This is a genomic window from Microbacterium sp. NPDC055521 (assembly GCF_053619695.1).
Map to the genome: position 1 here is coordinate 21,135 of NZ_JBSHJX010000016.1, position 14,536 is coordinate 35,670.

Sequence of the window (14,536 nt, forward strand, 5' to 3'; positions counted from 1 at the left end):
AGCCCGACGCCCCGATGACCGGAGTTCTCCACAGGCGCCTCCGGCGCTCGCCGCTTTTCGCCTAGCCTGCGATCGTGACACCCCACTCCGTCGTCGTGCTGATCGTGCACCTCGCGCTCGCCGCGGTCGGCGCGTGGCTCATCGCGATCGATGCGCGCACGCACCGGCTGCCGAACCGCATCGTGCTGCCCACGCTGGCCGCGCTGGTGCTGCTCGTGGTCGTCGACGCGCTCGCGACGGGCGACGTGGGGCGGCTGACACGATCCCTGCTCGGCGCCCTCGCGCTCGGCGCGTTCTTCGCCGTGCTGCGGCTCGCATCACGGCGGGGCATGGGCGGCGGAGATGTGAAGCTCGCGGCCGTGATCGGGCTGGTGCTCGCCTGGCACGGCTGGCAGTTCCTCCTGCTCGGCGCCGCCGCGGCATTCCTGCTCGGCGCTCTGCACGCCCTGGTGCTGATGGCGCTTCGGCGGGCCACCCGGCACACGCTGATCGCGTTCGGGCCGTGGATGATCATCGGCGCGGCCCTGGCGATCGGGCTCGCCTGAGCGCATCGGCCGAGCCGTCGGCGGGTGGGGATAAGGTGAGCACATGGCAATCGCACGACTTCACGGCGGCCCGCTCGACGGGCAGATCATCCCGCTCGATGACGCGGATCAGGATTCCCTGATCCTGCCCTACAGCGAGACCCAGCTCATCTACCGGCGTGAGGGCGATGCGTCGAACACCGGCGAGCACGACGGTCCGACCGAGACCGGCTTCTGGTTCGTCGAGTCGGGCGACGACATCAGCCCCGGCGACGACTGACCGCGCGGCGCACGTGAGTGCAGAACCGCAGCGCTCGTTCGAGATCGAGCGCAAGTACGACGCGGATGCCGACACGCGTCTCCCCGACTGGTCGGGGATCCCCGGGGTCGTCGCGGTGAGTGACGGCGAGCCGAGAGAGCTCGACGCGCGCTACTTCGACACGGCGGACGCCGCGCTCGCACGCCACGGCGTCGCCCTGCGCCGGCGCACCGGCGGGCCCGATGCCGGCTGGCACATCAAAGGACCCCGGCAGGGTGACGGCCGGCTCGAACTGGGCTGGCCGCTCGGTGAGACCGACCGGCTGCCCGACGCGGTCGCCGAGACCGTCGCACAGTGGACGGATGCCGAGCTGCACCCGCTCGCGCGCGTCGAGAACTCCCGCACCGCGTTCCACCTGATGGGCGTCGACGGCGTGATCGCCGAGTTCGTCGACGACCACGTGCGTGCGACGGATCTGCGCACCGGCACACGCCGCGAGTGGCGCGAGTGGGAGATGGAGCTCGGACCCGCAGCCCCCGCCGACTCCGCTCAGCAGGAGGCCTTCTTCACCGCCGTCGAACGGGCGGTGTTCGCGGCCGGCGGTCGCGAGCCGTCGTCGGGATCGAAGCTCGCCAGAGCGCTCGGACACTGACGGGGGAGCGTCGACGCCGCAACCCCTTTCATCCGCCGCGTCTGACGTGCTTGAGTCGCATCATGAACCAAGCCGTGCAGCTGCGCTCCATCCAGACCCTGGTCCCCGAAGCGACGCTCGAACAGCACACGGCCCGTGACATGTTCGCCGCGCAGCCCGGCCTCTCCCGGCTCGCCCAGCGACTGATCGCCACCTCGTTCGACGGCGCCGGGGTGCGGACCCGGCACACGGTGCTCGACGAGCTCGACCCGACTGCGGTGATCGACGCACCGCAGTTCCTCGATCGCACGACCGGCGCACTTCTCGAGCCCGGCACGGCCGTGCGCAACGACATCTACGCCAGAGAGGCCGACCGGCTCTTCATCGAGGTCGCCCGGCGCAGCATCACCGCCGACCCCGACATCTCGGCGTCCGACATCACGCACGTCGTCACCGTCTCGTGCACCGGCTTCCACGCCCCGGGTCCCGACTACGCCATCGTCCGCGCCCTGGGGCTCTCCGCCGCCGTGCAGCGCTACCACCTGGGATTCATGGGCTGCTACGCCGCGCTTCCGGCGCTGCGCGCCGCCGCCCAGTTCTGCCGAGCCGACCCCGACGCCGTCGTCCTGGTGGCGAGCGTCGAGCTGTGCACCCTGCATCTGCGCTCATCGGTCGACCCCGACGCGATCATCGCCTCGTCGCTGTTCGCCGACGGCGCCGGCGCCGCCCTCGTCACCGCTCGCCGTCTGCCCACCGACGCGCCGGGGTTCCGCATCGACGCCTTCCACACCGCACTCATCCCCGACGGGGAGGACGACATGGCGTGGACGATCGGCGACACCGGATTCGAGATGGTGCTCTCCACACGGGTGCCGCAGCTGATCGGCACGCACATCCACGACGCGCTGGGGGCGCTGTGGCAGAGCGATGACGACATCGCCGACGGGCTCCGCCGGCGCCGGATCGGCGACGTCGTCCGGCACTGGGCGATCCACCCCGGCGGGCGCAGCATCCTCGACCGCGTGCAGGAGAGTCTCGCGCTCGACGACGGGCAGCTGGCCCCGGCGCGCGAAGTCCTGCGCACCCGCGGCAACATGTCGAGCGCGACCGTGCTGTTCGTGCTGCAGCGCATCCTCGAGCACGAGTCGCCGCGGCCGGGCGAGCGCGTCGCCGCGATGGCGTTCGGCCCCGGCCTCACCGCCGAGAGCGCGCTGCTCACCGTGGCGGGGCGCGACGATGAAGGGTGAACGCGCTCGCGCGGTCGATCTGCGCCGACGCGCCGTCGATCTGCCCGAGCGGATGGATGCCGACGACGCCGACCCGAAGATGCTCGCGCGCACGTATGCGCTCTTCACGTACGTCAACGCGATCCTGTCGGGGCGACGGGGCCTGCACAACCGCGAGATCGACCCGCGCGCCCGGCACGGCAGCATCCGGGTGCTCGACATCGGCTGCGGCGGCGGGGACATCGCCCGGTACGTCGCCCGCCGGCTGCGCAGAGACGGCATCCGCGCCGAGGTGGTCGGCGCCGACATCGACCCGCGGGCGGTCCGGTGGGCGTCGGATGCCGATGACGACGGCCTCGTGCGGTGGCGCTGCGCGTCGAGCTCGCAGCTCGTGGCGGAGGGAGAGCAGTTCGACGTCGTGCTCTCCAACCACGTGCTGCATCACCTCAGTGCGGCGCAGCTGACCGGCCTCCTCGACGACTCCGTGCGCCTCACCGCGCCCGGGGGGATCGCCGTGCACGGCGACATCGCCCGAAGCCGCACCGCCTACGCTGTCTTCGACGCGCTCACGCGGCTGATCGCGGGCACCCTGCTGAAGGGCTCGTTCATCCGCGAGGACGGGCTGCTCAGCATCCGCCGGTCGTACACCGCAGCCGAGCTGGCAGCCGTCGCGCCGCCGGAGTGGCGCGTCCAGCGGCGGTTCCCGTCGCGGCTGCTGCTGGTGCACGCCGGTCACCTCTACTGAGCACAGGCGCCGGATGCAGAAGGAGGCCCGGTCCGTGCGGACCGGGCCTCCTCCTCGAGACGGGTGTCACATGTTGATCATGTGACCGGCGAGACCGTGGAAGGCCTCCTGCAGCGCCTCGGACAGCGTCGGGTGGGTGTGCACGTTGCGTGCGGCCTCGAGAGCGGTGAGGTCCCACTTCTGCGCGAGGGTCAGCTCGGGCAGCAGCTCCGACACGTCGGGGCCGATCAGGTGACCGCCGATGAGCTCGAGGTGCTCGGCGTCGGCGATCAGCTTGACGAAGCCGACCGGCTCGCCCAGGCCGTTGGCCTTGCCGTTCGCGCTGAACGGGAACTTGGCGACCTTGATCTCACGGCCCTCGGCCTTCGCCTGCTCCTCGGTGAGGCCGAAGCTGGCCACCTGCGGCTGGCAGAACGTGGCACGGGGCATCATGCGGTAGTCGCCCAGCGTCTGCGTCTCGGCCTTGCCGATGGTCTCGGCGGCCACGACGGCCTGCGCCTCGGCCACGTGGGCCAGCTGCAGCTTCGCCGTGACGTCGCCGATCGCGTAGATGCCCTCGACGTTGGTGCGCATGTGGTCGTCGATGTCGATCGCACCGCGTTCGGTGAGCTTCACACCGGTCTTGTCGAGTCCGAAGCCTTCGATGTTCGGCGCGAAGCCGACCGACATGAGCACCTTGCCCGCGGTGATCTCGCCCGGCTGGCCGTCGCGGGTCTCGTAGGTGACGTGCACCGACGAGCCGTTGTCGGTGACCGTCTTCACCGCGGTCGAGGTGAGGATGTCGACGCCGAGCTTCTTGTACTGCCTCTGGATCTCCTTCGAGACCTCCGGGTCCTCGTTGGGGAGGGCGCGGTCGAGGAACTCGATGATGGTGACCTTCACGCCGTAGTTCGTCATGACGTAGCCGAACTCCATGCCGATGGCGCCGGCGCCGACGATGACGATCGACTCGGGGAGCTCGCGCGAGAGGATCTGCTCCTCGTAGGTCACGACGTTGTCGCTGAGCTGCACGCCGGGCAGCAGCCGGACGGTCGACCCGGTCGCGATGATCGCGTTGTCGAAGGTGAGCTCCTCGGACGAGCCGTCGCTCTTCGCGACGGTGATCGCCTTCGGGCCGGTGAAGGTGCCGCGACCCTCGTACTCGGTCACCTTGTTCTTCTTCATCAGGAAGTGGATGCCCTTGACGTGCGTCTCCGCCACCTTGCGGCTGCGGTCGAACGCCGCGCCGAAGTCGAAGCTCACGTCGCCCGAGATGCCGAAGAAGTCGGCCTTGTGCGTGAAGGTGTGGGCGACCTCGGCGTTCTTGAGCAGCGACTTCGAGGGGATGCATCCGACGTTCAGACACACACCGCCCCAGTACTTCTCCTCGATGATCGCGGTGGACAGGCCGAGCTGGGAGCTGCGGACGGCGGCGACGTATCCGCCAGGGCCCGCGCCGAGGATGACGACATCGTAATGTGGCATGCCCACAGCCTAATCCCTGGCTGATGGTGGGTGCGGGCGCGGGACCCGACAGAAAGTGGCAAGCAGCCCTGGACCCGGCCTCCTCCCCGGCCCGCGCATCAGATAGTCTGGAGTGCCGGAGGAGGGAGAACCGTGACAGACGACAGCATCGGCGCCGGAGGCGCGATCCACCGCAGCGGCAGCGAGAAGCGCCACGACGTGACACAGACGTTCGGACACGACTCCGATCTCTCCTTCGTGCCCTTCGGAGCCGATCTCACCGAACCCGAGGCGGCCGCGATCTCCGCGCTGCCGTCCGGATCCGCGCTGCTGCTCGTGCGAGCCGGTGCGCTCGCCGGTGCGCGCTACCTGCTCGACTCCGATGTGACCACCGTGGGCCGGCATCCCGAGGCCGACATCTTCTTCGACGATGTCACCGTCTCACGTCGTCACGCCGAGATCACCCGCTCCGGAACGGCGTTCGAGATCGTCGATCAGCGTTCGCTGAACGGCACCTATGTCAACGGGGAGCGGGTCGACCGCAGTGAGCTGGCCAACGGCTACGAGCTGCGCATCGGCAAGTTCCGGATGAACTTCTTCGCGTCGCCTGTCGATCTCGCGACGGCGACCGCGTGATGGCGGCGGCTGGCGCCGCCAGGGACCGTTCCGCATCCTCGGGTCTTCTGAGCATCGGTCAGGTCCTCGCCCGGCTCACCCCCGAGTTCCCGCAGCTCACCTCCAGCAAGCTCCGCTTCCTCGAGGTGCAGGGCATCGTCACCCCGTCGCGCACCGAGTCCGGTTACCGCAAGTTCTCCGGTTCCGACGTCGAGCGTCTGCGTGCCGGGCTCACCCTGCAGCGCGATCACTACCTCCCGCTCAGCGTCATCCGCGAACAGCTCGACGAAGCCGAGGCGAAGGGCGAAGGATGGGGCAGCATCGCTCCGCCGTCGATCTCGCCGGCCGCCCGGCGTCGTCGCCGCGATGAGCTGCTGCTGCACACCGGTGCGACACCGCAGCTGCTCAACGACGCGATCAGCGCCGGGTTGATCGTGGGGGCTGAGCACTACACCGACCAGGCGGCATCGATGCTGTCGGGTCTGGTGACGCTCGCGCGTCACGGCATCGAACCCCGCCATCTGCGCAGCATGCGTCAGAACGCCGAGCGCGAGGCCGCGCTGATCGAATCGGCTCTGTCGACGCTGCTCCGACGCACCGACGCCGCGTCGCGGGGGAGGGCGGCGGAACTCGCTCCCGAACTCGCCACGCACATCGACGAGGTGCGACGTCAGCTCGTGGCGCAGTCGCTCGAGCGCGTACTTTCGTAACGAACGGATTGCGACACACCCTCCCCGCGGGTCGGATGTCGTTGCCGGGGCAGGAGTCCTGCTCTACCGTGGGGAATAAGCCGTTCAGGAGGGACAGAGTATGAGTGCGGATGGGCTTCCAGGCGACCCGCGGTTCGTGACCGAACTCCTGTTCACCGACGGTCTGCCGGCGATGGACGATGAAGTCGGATACCGCGGTGCGGTCGCCGCTCGCGCTGCCGGCATCACCTACCGTCAGCTCGACTACTGGGCACGCACCGAGCTGGTCGTCCCGACCGTGCGCGGCGCGTCCGGCTCCGGTTCGCAGCGCCTTTACGGCTTCCGCGACATCCTCGTCCTCAAGCTCGTCAAGCGGCTGCTCGACACCGGCATCTCGCTGCAGCAGATCCGCACCGCGGTCGAGCAGCTCCGCGCCGCGGGCATCCGGGATCTCGCCGGGACCACGCTGATGAGCGACGGCGCCTCGGTCTACCTGTGCACGTCGAACGACGAGGTCATCGACCTCGTCAGCCGCGGACAGGGCGTGTTCGGCATCGCCGTCGGCAAGGTGCTGCGCGAGGTGGAGTCGACGCTCGTCGAGTTCGACCCCACGGTGCCCGACCCCGTCGACGAGCTCGCCGCTCGCCGTTCCAAGCGCACCGCCTGATCCTTCACTTCGACGCGCTGCGCTCGCTCAGTACAGGCGACGGGCTCAGGAACCCATCTTCGACAGGCTCAGGACCAGCGCAGGGCTCCTTCGGGCGCAGCCGAACAAAGCCGCCCCCAGGGGCGGCTTCTCTGCACGGACACGGCTCTCAGGCCGTCGCGCCACCTTCGGGAACAGGCACCCGACCGGTGCGGATGATGCGATCGAGCAGAGCGTCGAAGTCGGCGGCGAGCTCCTGGGCCGAGTCGCCCGGCCAGATGTGCAGCGGCTTCGCCGCTCCCTGCGCCTGCTGCAGCGACGTGCGCTCGGGCAGCTGCGGTGAGAGCACGAGGGGACCGAACATGTCGCGCAGCTCCTTGATGCGGAACTGGTGCTCGATCGACTGCGGGCGCACGCGGTTCACGACGATCCCCAGCGGCTGGAGGCGTGGGGAGAGACCGCGACGGATCTCCTCGATGGCGCGCAGCGCGCGATCGGCGGCGGCGACCGAGAAGAGCCCCGGTTCGGTGACGACCATCACGCGGTCGCTGGCGGCCCAGGCGGTGCGGGTGAGTGCGTTCAGCGACGGGGCGCAGTCGATCAGCACGAGGTCGTACTCGCTCTCGACGGTCGCCAGTGCCTCCTCCAGTTTCCAGACGTCGCGGACGCTCGGGTGCGGGCCGTCGAAGTTGATGGCCGAGGGGCTGCCGATGAGCACATCGATCGTGCCGGGGTGCACCTTCGCCCACCCGCTGGTGGTGATCGCCTGGCGCACCACCTTCTCCTTGGGGTTGCCGAGGACGTCGGCGATGTTCAGCCGTCCGGCGATCTGGAGGTCCATGCCGGTGGACACGTCGGACTGCGGATCGAGGTCGACGACCAAGGTCCGGATGCCGCGGGCGAAGGCGGCGGAGGCGAGACCGAGAGTCACGGTCGTCTTGCCGACGCCTCCCTTGAGGGAGCTGACGCTGAGTACGTGCACGTCCTACACGTTACCGTGCGCTTCCTCGGGCGGCGCTCAGCGTCGCGCGGTGCGTTTGCACCGGGCCGTCCTTTTGCTGGTGATCAGGCGGGAGCACTAACCTTGTCGGGCGCCTACAAAGGCGCGAGCTGGGAGTGAACCGTGAACCCGAAGAAGAGCGACGATCTCGAGGATGACGATTCGAGGGGCGTCCTCGACGAGACCCCGTCATCGGACACGACGGGTATCGGCCTGCTCGGCAGCACCGCGCATGTCGAGGTCATCCTCCCGAGCGGCGGGTATGACGACGAAGCCGATGACGAGGCCGTCGACGACGAGATCGTCGACAGCGAGGTCGCCGCGGTGATCACCGACCTCATCATCGACACGTCGGCTGTCGCCGACGCCGAGGTGCTCGCGCGGATCCGGCAGGAAGCGCCGGACGTGGTCATCGAGCTGCCGGCCGAGGACCTTCCGAGCAGCCGCACTGAGGCGCCGAACGGCGCGGATGGGAGCGACCGGCCGGCACCGGATGAGGTGCACGACGAGCCCGCGGTCGTCGCGGAGATCATCGATGAGGTCGACCACGCCGACGAGGTCGACCCCGAACTCACCGCATCCGACGACGAGCACACCGCCGAGACGGCGGTGGAGACCCGACCGGATGCCGGGTCCGAGGGAGCATCCGACGCTGTCGAGTCGCACGTGACCGTCATCGAGGTCGACGACGACGATGACGATGACGATGACGACGATGACGATGACGATGACGATGACGACGACGACGATGACGATGATGACGATGATGACGATGATGACGACCTCGACGGCGTAGAGATCGACTACGTCCACGACACCGACGATGACGACACCGACGATGACGACGACCACGGGCTCGTCGACGGGCGCGACGACGACGTCGACGAACAGGGAGATCGGGATCATGTCGACCGCACTCATGCGCCAGAGCGCACGACCCTGCTGCTCGACCCGCCACGACCTTCCGAACCCGCAGAGGAGACCCATCCTGTGGCATCCCACGATCCTGCCCCCGCGTCCCGGCCGGCAGTCCCGCAGCCTGCCGAGATCGCCCTGACCTCGAAGCGACTCGACGACCTCGGGTCCGCCGCGACCAGCGAGAGCGCCGACCTGCTGACCGCAGACCGGCTGCTGGACCCCGCCCGCATGACGAGGCCCGAGCCCGAGGGCACCTGGAGCCACCTGATCTACTCGATCTCGGGCGGCCGCATCAACGTCGGCGACGGTCGCAAGGCGCGCGAGCGCAAGCAGCTCAGCGCGCGCATCGCCGCCCCGCTCGCCGGAACCGCGCGCTTCGTGCCGGTGCTCTCGCGCAAGGGCGGCGTGGGCAAGACCACGGTCACCGCCCTGCTCGGCATGGCCCTCGCAGACGCGCGCGACGACCGTGTCATCGCCGTCGACGCCAACCCCGATCGCGGCACGCTCGCCGAGCGCGTGGTCGGATCGCACACCCGGTCCGTGCGCGACCTGGTGCGCGCACAGCACGACATCCGCGGGTACCACGACGTCTCGGCATTCGTGGCCCGCGACGAGACCCGTCTCGACGTGCTCGCATCCGACGCCGACCCGCGCGTGTCCGAGGCGTTCGGCGACGGCGACTACCGCGATGTGGCGACGGTCGCCGCGCAGTACTACTCGCTGGTGCTCACCGACTCCGGCACGGGCATCGTGCACTCCGTGATGGGGGCCACCCTCGATCTCGCCGACCAGCTCATCATCGTGTCTGGGCTGAGCGTCGACGAGGCGCGACTGGCATCCGAGACGATCACCTGGCTCGAGTCGAACGGACACTCCGCGCTCGCCCGCGAGGCGATCGTCGTGCTGAACCAGTCGAACCCCGGCGCTCCGCTGGTGCGGCTGAGCGAGCTCGAGGCGCACTTCTCGACCCGCGCGAAGCACGTGCTCCGCATCCCGTACGACCCGCAGATCGCCGGGGGAGGCGCGATCGACTTCGGCAGCCTGCAGCCGGCCACCCGGCAGGCTGCCCGCGAGATCGCCGCGGCCCTCGTCGAGGGCCTGCGGGCGAAGGCCGCCTGATGACGGTCCGCGAGATCCGCCTCTACGGCGACCCCGTGCTGCGCACCGTCTGCGAACCGGTCGGCGAGATCGACGACGGGGTGCGCGCGCTCATCGCGGATCTGATCGACACGGTCGGATTGCCCGGTCGCGCCGGAGTGGCCGCCAACCAGATCGGCTTCGCCGTGCGCGCCTTCAGCTACAACATCGACGGCGAGATCGGGTACATCATCAACCCCATGCTCACCGAGGTGCGCGGCGAGGCCGTGCCGACGGGGGAGGGATGCCTGTCGGTGCCCGGTCAGTGGCACGACACCCCGCGGCACCCGTGGGCGCGGGTCGAGGGCATCGACCTCGACGGCGCTCCGGTCGTGCTCGAAGGCGATGGTCTGCTCGCGCAGGCGCTGCAGCACGAGACCGACCACCTCGACGGGCGTGTCTACCTGAGCCGTCTGGAAGGCGAGACCCGCAAGCTGGCCATGCGACAGGTGCGCGAGAGCGACTGGTTCTGATCCGGGACGCCCTCGGGCGGACCTGGGAGGCCGAGACGTCGTGCTGGTACGACGAAGGGCCCGCGCGGTGCGCGGGCCCTTCGCGTTCGCTCAGCCGAGCGGCGTGGTGGTCGTCTGCACCGGAGCGTCGTAGATCTCGGTGACCGCGTCGGCGAAGTCGTCGAGGATGACGTTGCGCTTGATCGACATCTTCGGGGTCAGGTGACCGCTCGCCTCGGTCCACTCCACGGGGAGGATCGTGAACTTCCGGATCGACTCGGCGCGGGAGACCATCTTGTTGGCGCGGTCGACCGCGCGCTGCACCTCCTCGCGCACCGCCGGATTGCGGCTCGCCTCGCTCAGCGACATGTCGGCGGGAAGCCCGTTGTTCGCCAGCCACGTCGGCAGCATCTCGCTGTCGAGCGTGACCAGGGCCGAGATGAACGGCTTCTGATCGCCGAGGACGACGACCTGGCTGACGATCGGGTTCGAGCGGATCGGATCCTCGAGCAGCGCCGGGGCGACGTTCTTGCCGCCCGCCGTGACGATGATCTCCTTCTTGCGGCCGGTGATCGTGAGGAATCCCTCGGAGTCGAAGCTGCCGATGTCGCCGGTGCGGAACCAGCCGTCGTCGAAGGCGGCCTCGGTGGCCTCGGGGTTGTTCCAGTACTCCTTGAAGACGTTGACGCCCCTGACCTCGATCTCGCCGTCGTCGGCCAGGCGCACGCCCACACCGGGAAGGGCGGGGCCGACCGTGCCGATCTTCGACTTGTGCGCCAGATTGACCGTCGCCGGAGCGGTCGTCTCGGTCAGGCCGTAGCCCTCCAGGATCACGACGCCCAGGCTGTGGAAGAAGTGACCGAGGCGGGCGCCGAGAGGCGCGGAGCCGGACACGGCGAACGCGACGTTGCCGCCCATGGCCTCGCGCAGCTTGCCGTAGACGAGCTTGTTGAACAGTGCGAACTTCATCCGCAGGCCGAACGGGATCGGCTTGCCCTCCTCGCGAAGGGTGGAGTGCTCGATGGCCGCTGCGGCCGCGGCGCGGAAGATCTTGCCCTTGCCCCCGGCCTCTGCCTTCTGCTCGGCGGAGTTGTACACCTTCTCGAACACGCGAGGCACCGCGAGCAGGAAGGTCGGCTTGAACGAGCCGAGCGCGGGGAGCAGCTGCTTCGTGTCGGGCTGGTGTCCGGTGCGCACACCCGAGTGCACGGCCAGGATCGAGATGAACCGGGCGAACACGTGCGCGGTGGTGATGAACAGCAGGGTCGAGGCGCCCGGTGCCGAGACGACCGCGTCGAGGGCCTTGGCGGAGTTGCGCGACAGCTCGACGAAGTTGCTGTGCGTCAGCACGCAGCCCTTCGGGCGTCCGGTCGAGCCCGAGGTGTAGATCAGCGTGGCGATGTCCGAGCCCACGGCGATGCCGCGGCGGCGCTCGATCTCGGCGTCATCGACCTCGGCCCCGCGCGCGGTGAGGGTGTCGATCGCTCCGAGGTGCAGCTGCCAGATCTCGCGCACGAGCGGCAGGTCGCCGCGCACCTCGTCGGCGCGGGTGAAGTGCTCGGCGGACTCGACGATGAGCGCGGTCGCTCCGGAGTCCTCCATGATCCACTGGATCTGGGCGGGCGAGCTCGTCTCGTAGATGGGCACCATCACCGCGCCGGCGTAGAACAGCGCGAAGTCGATGAGGGTCCACTCGTAGGTCGTCTTGGCGATGAAGCCGACCTTCTCACCGGGCTGGATACCGGCGGCGACGAAACCCTTGGCGAGGGCGATGACCGCGGTCTCGAAGTCCTTCGCGGAGATATCGCGCCATCCTCCGCCCTCGGGCACACTGAACAGTGCGAGGTCGGGGGTCTTCCTGACCCTCTCGGCGAGCAGATCGCTGACGTTCCCCTCCGGGTCGGCAGGGACGATTGCGGGGACTTCGAACTGGGCCACGGCAGCTCCTTCGGCACCGATCGGACGGGTGTCCTAGAAGTGTATGGCATGAGACCCAGTCGCAACTCGAACGAAACTCGGTCGCGATGTCGCGGCGGCGCTAGACTTCCCACGATGTTCTACTGGCTGATGAAGTACATCGCGATCGGTCCGCTGGTCAAAGCGATCTTCCGACCCTGGATCGTGGGGCGCGACAACGTCCCCACCAGCGGCGCGGCCATTCTGGCGAGCAATCATCTGTCGTTCGCCGACTCGATCTTCCTGCCGCTGCTCATCGACCGACCCATGTCGTTCCTGGCCAAGAGCGACTACTTCACCGGCCGGGGACCGAAGGGCTGGGCGACCAGGATCTTCATGAAGGGCACCGGCCAGATTCCCATCGACCGCTCCGGCGGGAAGGCGTCCGAGGCGTCTCTGAACACCGGCCTGCAGATCCTCGGGCGCGGCGACCTGCTGGGGATCTATCCCGAGGGCACGCGCAGCCCCGACGGGCGGCTGTACCGCGGGCGCACGGGGATCGCGCGCATGGCGCTCGAGGCGAAGGTCCCGGTCATCCCGGTGGTCATGGTCGACACCGACACGGCGATGCCGATCGGTCGACGCATCCCGAACATCATGCGCGTCGGCATCGTGATCGGCGAGCCGCTCGACTTCTCGCGCTACGAGGGCATGGAGAACGACCGGTACATCCTCCGATCCGTCACCGACGAGATCATGATCGCGCTGCAGCGCCTCGGAGCGCAGCGCTACGACGACGTGTACGCCTCCACAGTGAAGGACCGCCTGCCGGCCGGGGCGCCCGGACGCCCCTGACCCGCCCGCCAGACCCGAGCCCTTCTGATGCGCCCTGACCCGCCCGTCAGAGCAGCCCATTGCCGGACCCGCGTCACAGGGCCGATCGGCCCTGTCAGCGACACTAAGCTTGGGCACATGCTTCCCTCGCACCCTGAACTCGACGCGTGGCGATCCCTTCCCATCAAGCAGCAGCCCCAGTGGCCCGACGCCGAGCGCGTCGACGAGGTGTCCACGCAGCTGGCTGCGCTCCCGCCGCTCGTGTTCGCGGGTGAGGTCGACAACCTCCGCTCGCGGCTCGCCCGCGCGGCATCCGGGAATGCCTTCCTGCTGCAGGGCGGCGACTGCGCCGAGACCTTCGCCGGCGCCACCGCCGACCAGATCCGCAACCGGATCAAGACGGTGCTGCAGATGGCGGTCGTGCTCACGTACGGCGCATCGATGCCGGTGGTGAAGATGGGCCGCATGGCAGGTCAGTTCGCCAAACCGCGCTCGAGCGACAGCGAGACCCGCGGTGACGTCACGCTGCCGGCCTACCGTGGCGACATCGTCAACGGCTTCGACTTCACCGAGAAGTCGCGCACGGCTGACCCGGGGCGCCTGCTGCAGGGCTACCACATGGCCGCCTCGACCCTGAACCTCATCCGCGCCTTCACGCAAGGCGGTTTCGCCGACCTGCGCGAGGTGCACTCGTGGAACAAGGGCTTCGCGCAGAACCCCGCCAACCAGCGCTACGAGCGCATGGCGGCTGAGATCGATCGCGCGATCAAGTTCATGGAGGCTGCCGGCGCCGACTTCGAAGAGCTCAAGCGCGTCGAGTTCTTCACGGGCCACGAGGGTCTGCTGATGGACTACGAGAGCCCGATGACCCGCATCGACTCGCGCACGGGGACCCCGTACAACACCTCGGCGCACTTCCTCTGGATCGGGGAGCGCACGCGCGAGCTCGACGGCGCGCACGTCGACTACTTCTCACGCATCCGCAACCCCATCGGCGTCAAGCTCGGTCCGACCACGACCCCCGAGACCGCCCTCGCGCTGATCGACAAGCTCGACCCGAACCGCGAGCCGGGGCGGCTCACCTTCATCACGCGGATGGGCTCGGGGAAGATCCGGGATGCCCTTCCGCCGCTGCTCGAGGCGGTCAGGGACTCCGGCGCCACGCCGCTCTGGGTCACCGACCCCATGCACGGCAACGGCATCACCACGCCGAGCGGCTACAAGACGCGGCGCTTCGACGACGTCGTCGACGAGGTCCGCGGGTTCTTCGAGTCGCACCGCGCGGTGGGCACGTTCCCCGGCGGCATCCACGTCGAGCTCACCGGTGATGACGTCACCGAGTGCCTCGGCGGCTCGGAGCAGATCGACGAGGCCGGCCTCGCGACCCGATACGAGAGCCTGTGCGACCCCCGTCTGAACCACATGCAGAGCCTCGAGCTCGCCTTCCTCGTCGCGGAGGAGCTCGAGAAGCGCTGAGCCCCGGCCCGTGCAGACACGAGAGCGGCCGCCCGGAACACCGGG

The 14,536-nt window shown here is 69.2% G+C and carries 15 protein-coding genes; 12 read left to right on the plus strand and 3 right to left on the minus strand.

Going from position 1 to position 14,536, the window contains the following annotated elements; translation table 11 throughout:
• The first annotated feature begins 74 nt into the window (after positions 1-74).
• The 5 genes from ACWGSM_RS12975 to ACWGSM_RS12995 all read left to right on the plus strand — a co-directional run bounded on the left by ACWGSM_RS12975 (position 75) and on the right by ACWGSM_RS12995 (position 3,385).
• Complete coding sequence (locus ACWGSM_RS12975) at positions 75-545, plus strand: prepilin peptidase (protein WP_452323332.1); 471 nt, start codon at positions 75-77, stop codon at positions 543-545.
• A 43-nt stretch (positions 546-588) separates the two neighbouring features.
• Positions 589-804 (plus strand): response regulator, encoded by a 216-nt coding sequence (locus ACWGSM_RS12980; RefSeq protein WP_313356160.1) that lies wholly within the window; start codon positions 589-591, stop codon positions 802-804.
• A 13-nt stretch (positions 805-817) separates the two neighbouring features.
• Positions 818-1,435 (plus strand): CYTH domain-containing protein, encoded by a 618-nt coding sequence (locus tag ACWGSM_RS12985; protein ID WP_452323333.1) that lies wholly within the window; start codon positions 818-820, stop codon positions 1,433-1,435.
• A 62-nt stretch (positions 1,436-1,497) separates the two neighbouring features.
• Positions 1,498-2,661 carry a type III polyketide synthase gene (locus tag ACWGSM_RS12990; RefSeq protein WP_452323334.1) on the plus strand — a complete coding sequence of 388 codons (1,164 nt, stop codon included), beginning with the start codon at positions 1,498-1,500 and terminating at the stop codon, positions 2,659-2,661.
• Positions 2,651-3,385 carry a methyltransferase domain-containing protein gene (locus ACWGSM_RS12995; RefSeq protein WP_452323335.1) on the plus strand — a complete coding sequence of 245 codons (735 nt, stop codon included), beginning with the start codon at positions 2,651-2,653 and terminating at the stop codon, positions 3,383-3,385. The genes ACWGSM_RS12990 and ACWGSM_RS12995 overlap by 11 nt, the downstream gene beginning before the upstream one ends.
• 66 nt (positions 3,386-3,451) lie before the next feature.
• Here ACWGSM_RS12995 and lpdA read toward each other — a convergent pair whose 3' ends face one another.
• Positions 3,452-4,849, minus strand: coding sequence for a dihydrolipoyl dehydrogenase (gene lpdA / locus ACWGSM_RS13000; RefSeq protein WP_452323336.1), 1,398 nt, complete (start codon positions 4,847-4,849; stop codon positions 3,452-3,454).
• A 132-nt stretch (positions 4,850-4,981) separates the two neighbouring features.
• Between lpdA and ACWGSM_RS13005 the strand changes: the two genes are divergently transcribed.
• From ACWGSM_RS13005 to ACWGSM_RS13015, 3 genes are all read left to right on the plus strand, one after another.
• Positions 4,982-5,464 carry an FHA domain-containing protein gene (locus ACWGSM_RS13005; protein WP_452323337.1) on the plus strand — a complete coding sequence of 161 codons (483 nt, stop codon included), beginning with the start codon at positions 4,982-4,984 and terminating at the stop codon, positions 5,462-5,464.
• Positions 5,464-6,153, plus strand: coding sequence for a transcriptional regulator FtsR (gene ftsR, locus ACWGSM_RS13010; protein WP_452323345.1), 690 nt, complete (start codon positions 5,464-5,466; stop codon positions 6,151-6,153). Before ACWGSM_RS13005 ends, ftsR begins: the two co-directional genes overlap by 1 nt.
• A gap of 100 nt (positions 6,154-6,253) precedes the next feature.
• Complete coding sequence (locus ACWGSM_RS13015) at positions 6,254-6,799, plus strand: MerR family transcriptional regulator (protein WP_452323338.1); 546 nt, start codon at positions 6,254-6,256, stop codon at positions 6,797-6,799.
• A 148-nt stretch (positions 6,800-6,947) separates the two neighbouring features.
• Here the strand turns inward: ACWGSM_RS13015 and ACWGSM_RS13020 are convergent, their stop codons facing one another.
• Positions 6,948-7,760 (minus strand): ParA family protein, encoded by an 813-nt coding sequence (locus tag ACWGSM_RS13020; protein WP_452323339.1) that lies wholly within the window; start codon positions 7,758-7,760, stop codon positions 6,948-6,950.
• 141 nt (positions 7,761-7,901) lie between these two features.
• On the opposite strand from ACWGSM_RS13020, the gene ACWGSM_RS13025 reads away from it, so the two are divergent.
• Together ACWGSM_RS13025 and def are read left to right on the plus strand one after the other, a co-directional pair.
• Positions 7,902-9,815, plus strand: coding sequence for a MinD/ParA family ATP-binding protein (locus ACWGSM_RS13025; protein WP_452323340.1), 1,914 nt, complete (start codon positions 7,902-7,904; stop codon positions 9,813-9,815).
• Entirely contained in the window at positions 9,815-10,306 is a 492-nt protein-coding gene (gene def, locus ACWGSM_RS13030) for a peptide deformylase (protein WP_452323341.1), read from the plus strand. The genes ACWGSM_RS13025 and def overlap by 1 nt, the downstream gene beginning before the upstream one ends.
• 90 nt (positions 10,307-10,396) lie before the next feature.
• Here the strand turns inward: def and ACWGSM_RS13035 are convergent, their stop codons facing one another.
• Positions 10,397-12,223: an AMP-dependent synthetase/ligase gene (locus ACWGSM_RS13035; RefSeq protein WP_452323342.1), complete on the minus strand. Its 1,827-nt coding sequence runs from the start codon at positions 12,221-12,223 to the stop codon at positions 10,397-10,399.
• Between the two features lie 114 nt (positions 12,224-12,337).
• On the opposite strand from ACWGSM_RS13035, the gene ACWGSM_RS13040 reads away from it, so the two are divergent.
• Both ACWGSM_RS13040 and ACWGSM_RS13045 read left to right on the plus strand, forming a co-directional pair.
• Entirely contained in the window at positions 12,338-13,036 is a 699-nt protein-coding gene (locus ACWGSM_RS13040) for a lysophospholipid acyltransferase family protein (protein ID WP_452323343.1), read from the plus strand.
• 117 nt (positions 13,037-13,153) lie between these two features.
• The gene (locus ACWGSM_RS13045; RefSeq protein WP_452323344.1) at positions 13,154-14,491 is read left to right on the plus strand and encodes a class II 3-deoxy-7-phosphoheptulonate synthase; all 1,338 of its coding nucleotides are present in this window, start codon (positions 13,154-13,156) and stop codon (positions 14,489-14,491) included.
• Positions 14,492-14,536 lie beyond the last annotated feature (45 nt).

Coding starts and splice junctions, on each gene's coding strand:
- ACWGSM_RS12980 (WP_313356160.1), top strand. CDS start 589: ATGGCAATCGCACGACTTCACGGCGGCCCGCTCGACGGGCAGATCATC.
- ACWGSM_RS12990 (WP_452323334.1), top strand. CDS start 1,498: ATGAACCAAGCCGTGCAGCTGCGCTCCATCCAGACCCTGGTCCCCGAA.
- ACWGSM_RS12995 (WP_452323335.1), top strand. CDS start 2,651: ATGAAGGGTGAACGCGCTCGCGCGGTCGATCTGCGCCGACGCGCCGTC.
- lpdA (WP_452323336.1), bottom strand. CDS start 4,849: ATGCCACATTACGATGTCGTCATCCTCGGCGCGGGCCCTGGCGGATAC.
- ftsR (WP_452323345.1), top strand. CDS start 5,464: ATGGCGGCGGCTGGCGCCGCCAGGGACCGTTCCGCATCCTCGGGTCTT.
- ACWGSM_RS13015 (WP_452323338.1), top strand. CDS start 6,254: ATGAGTGCGGATGGGCTTCCAGGCGACCCGCGGTTCGTGACCGAACTC.
- def (WP_452323341.1), top strand. CDS start 9,815: ATGACGGTCCGCGAGATCCGCCTCTACGGCGACCCCGTGCTGCGCACC.
- ACWGSM_RS13040 (WP_452323343.1), top strand. CDS start 12,338: ATGTTCTACTGGCTGATGAAGTACATCGCGATCGGTCCGCTGGTCAAA.
- ACWGSM_RS13045 (WP_452323344.1), top strand. CDS start 13,154: ATGCTTCCCTCGCACCCTGAACTCGACGCGTGGCGATCCCTTCCCATC.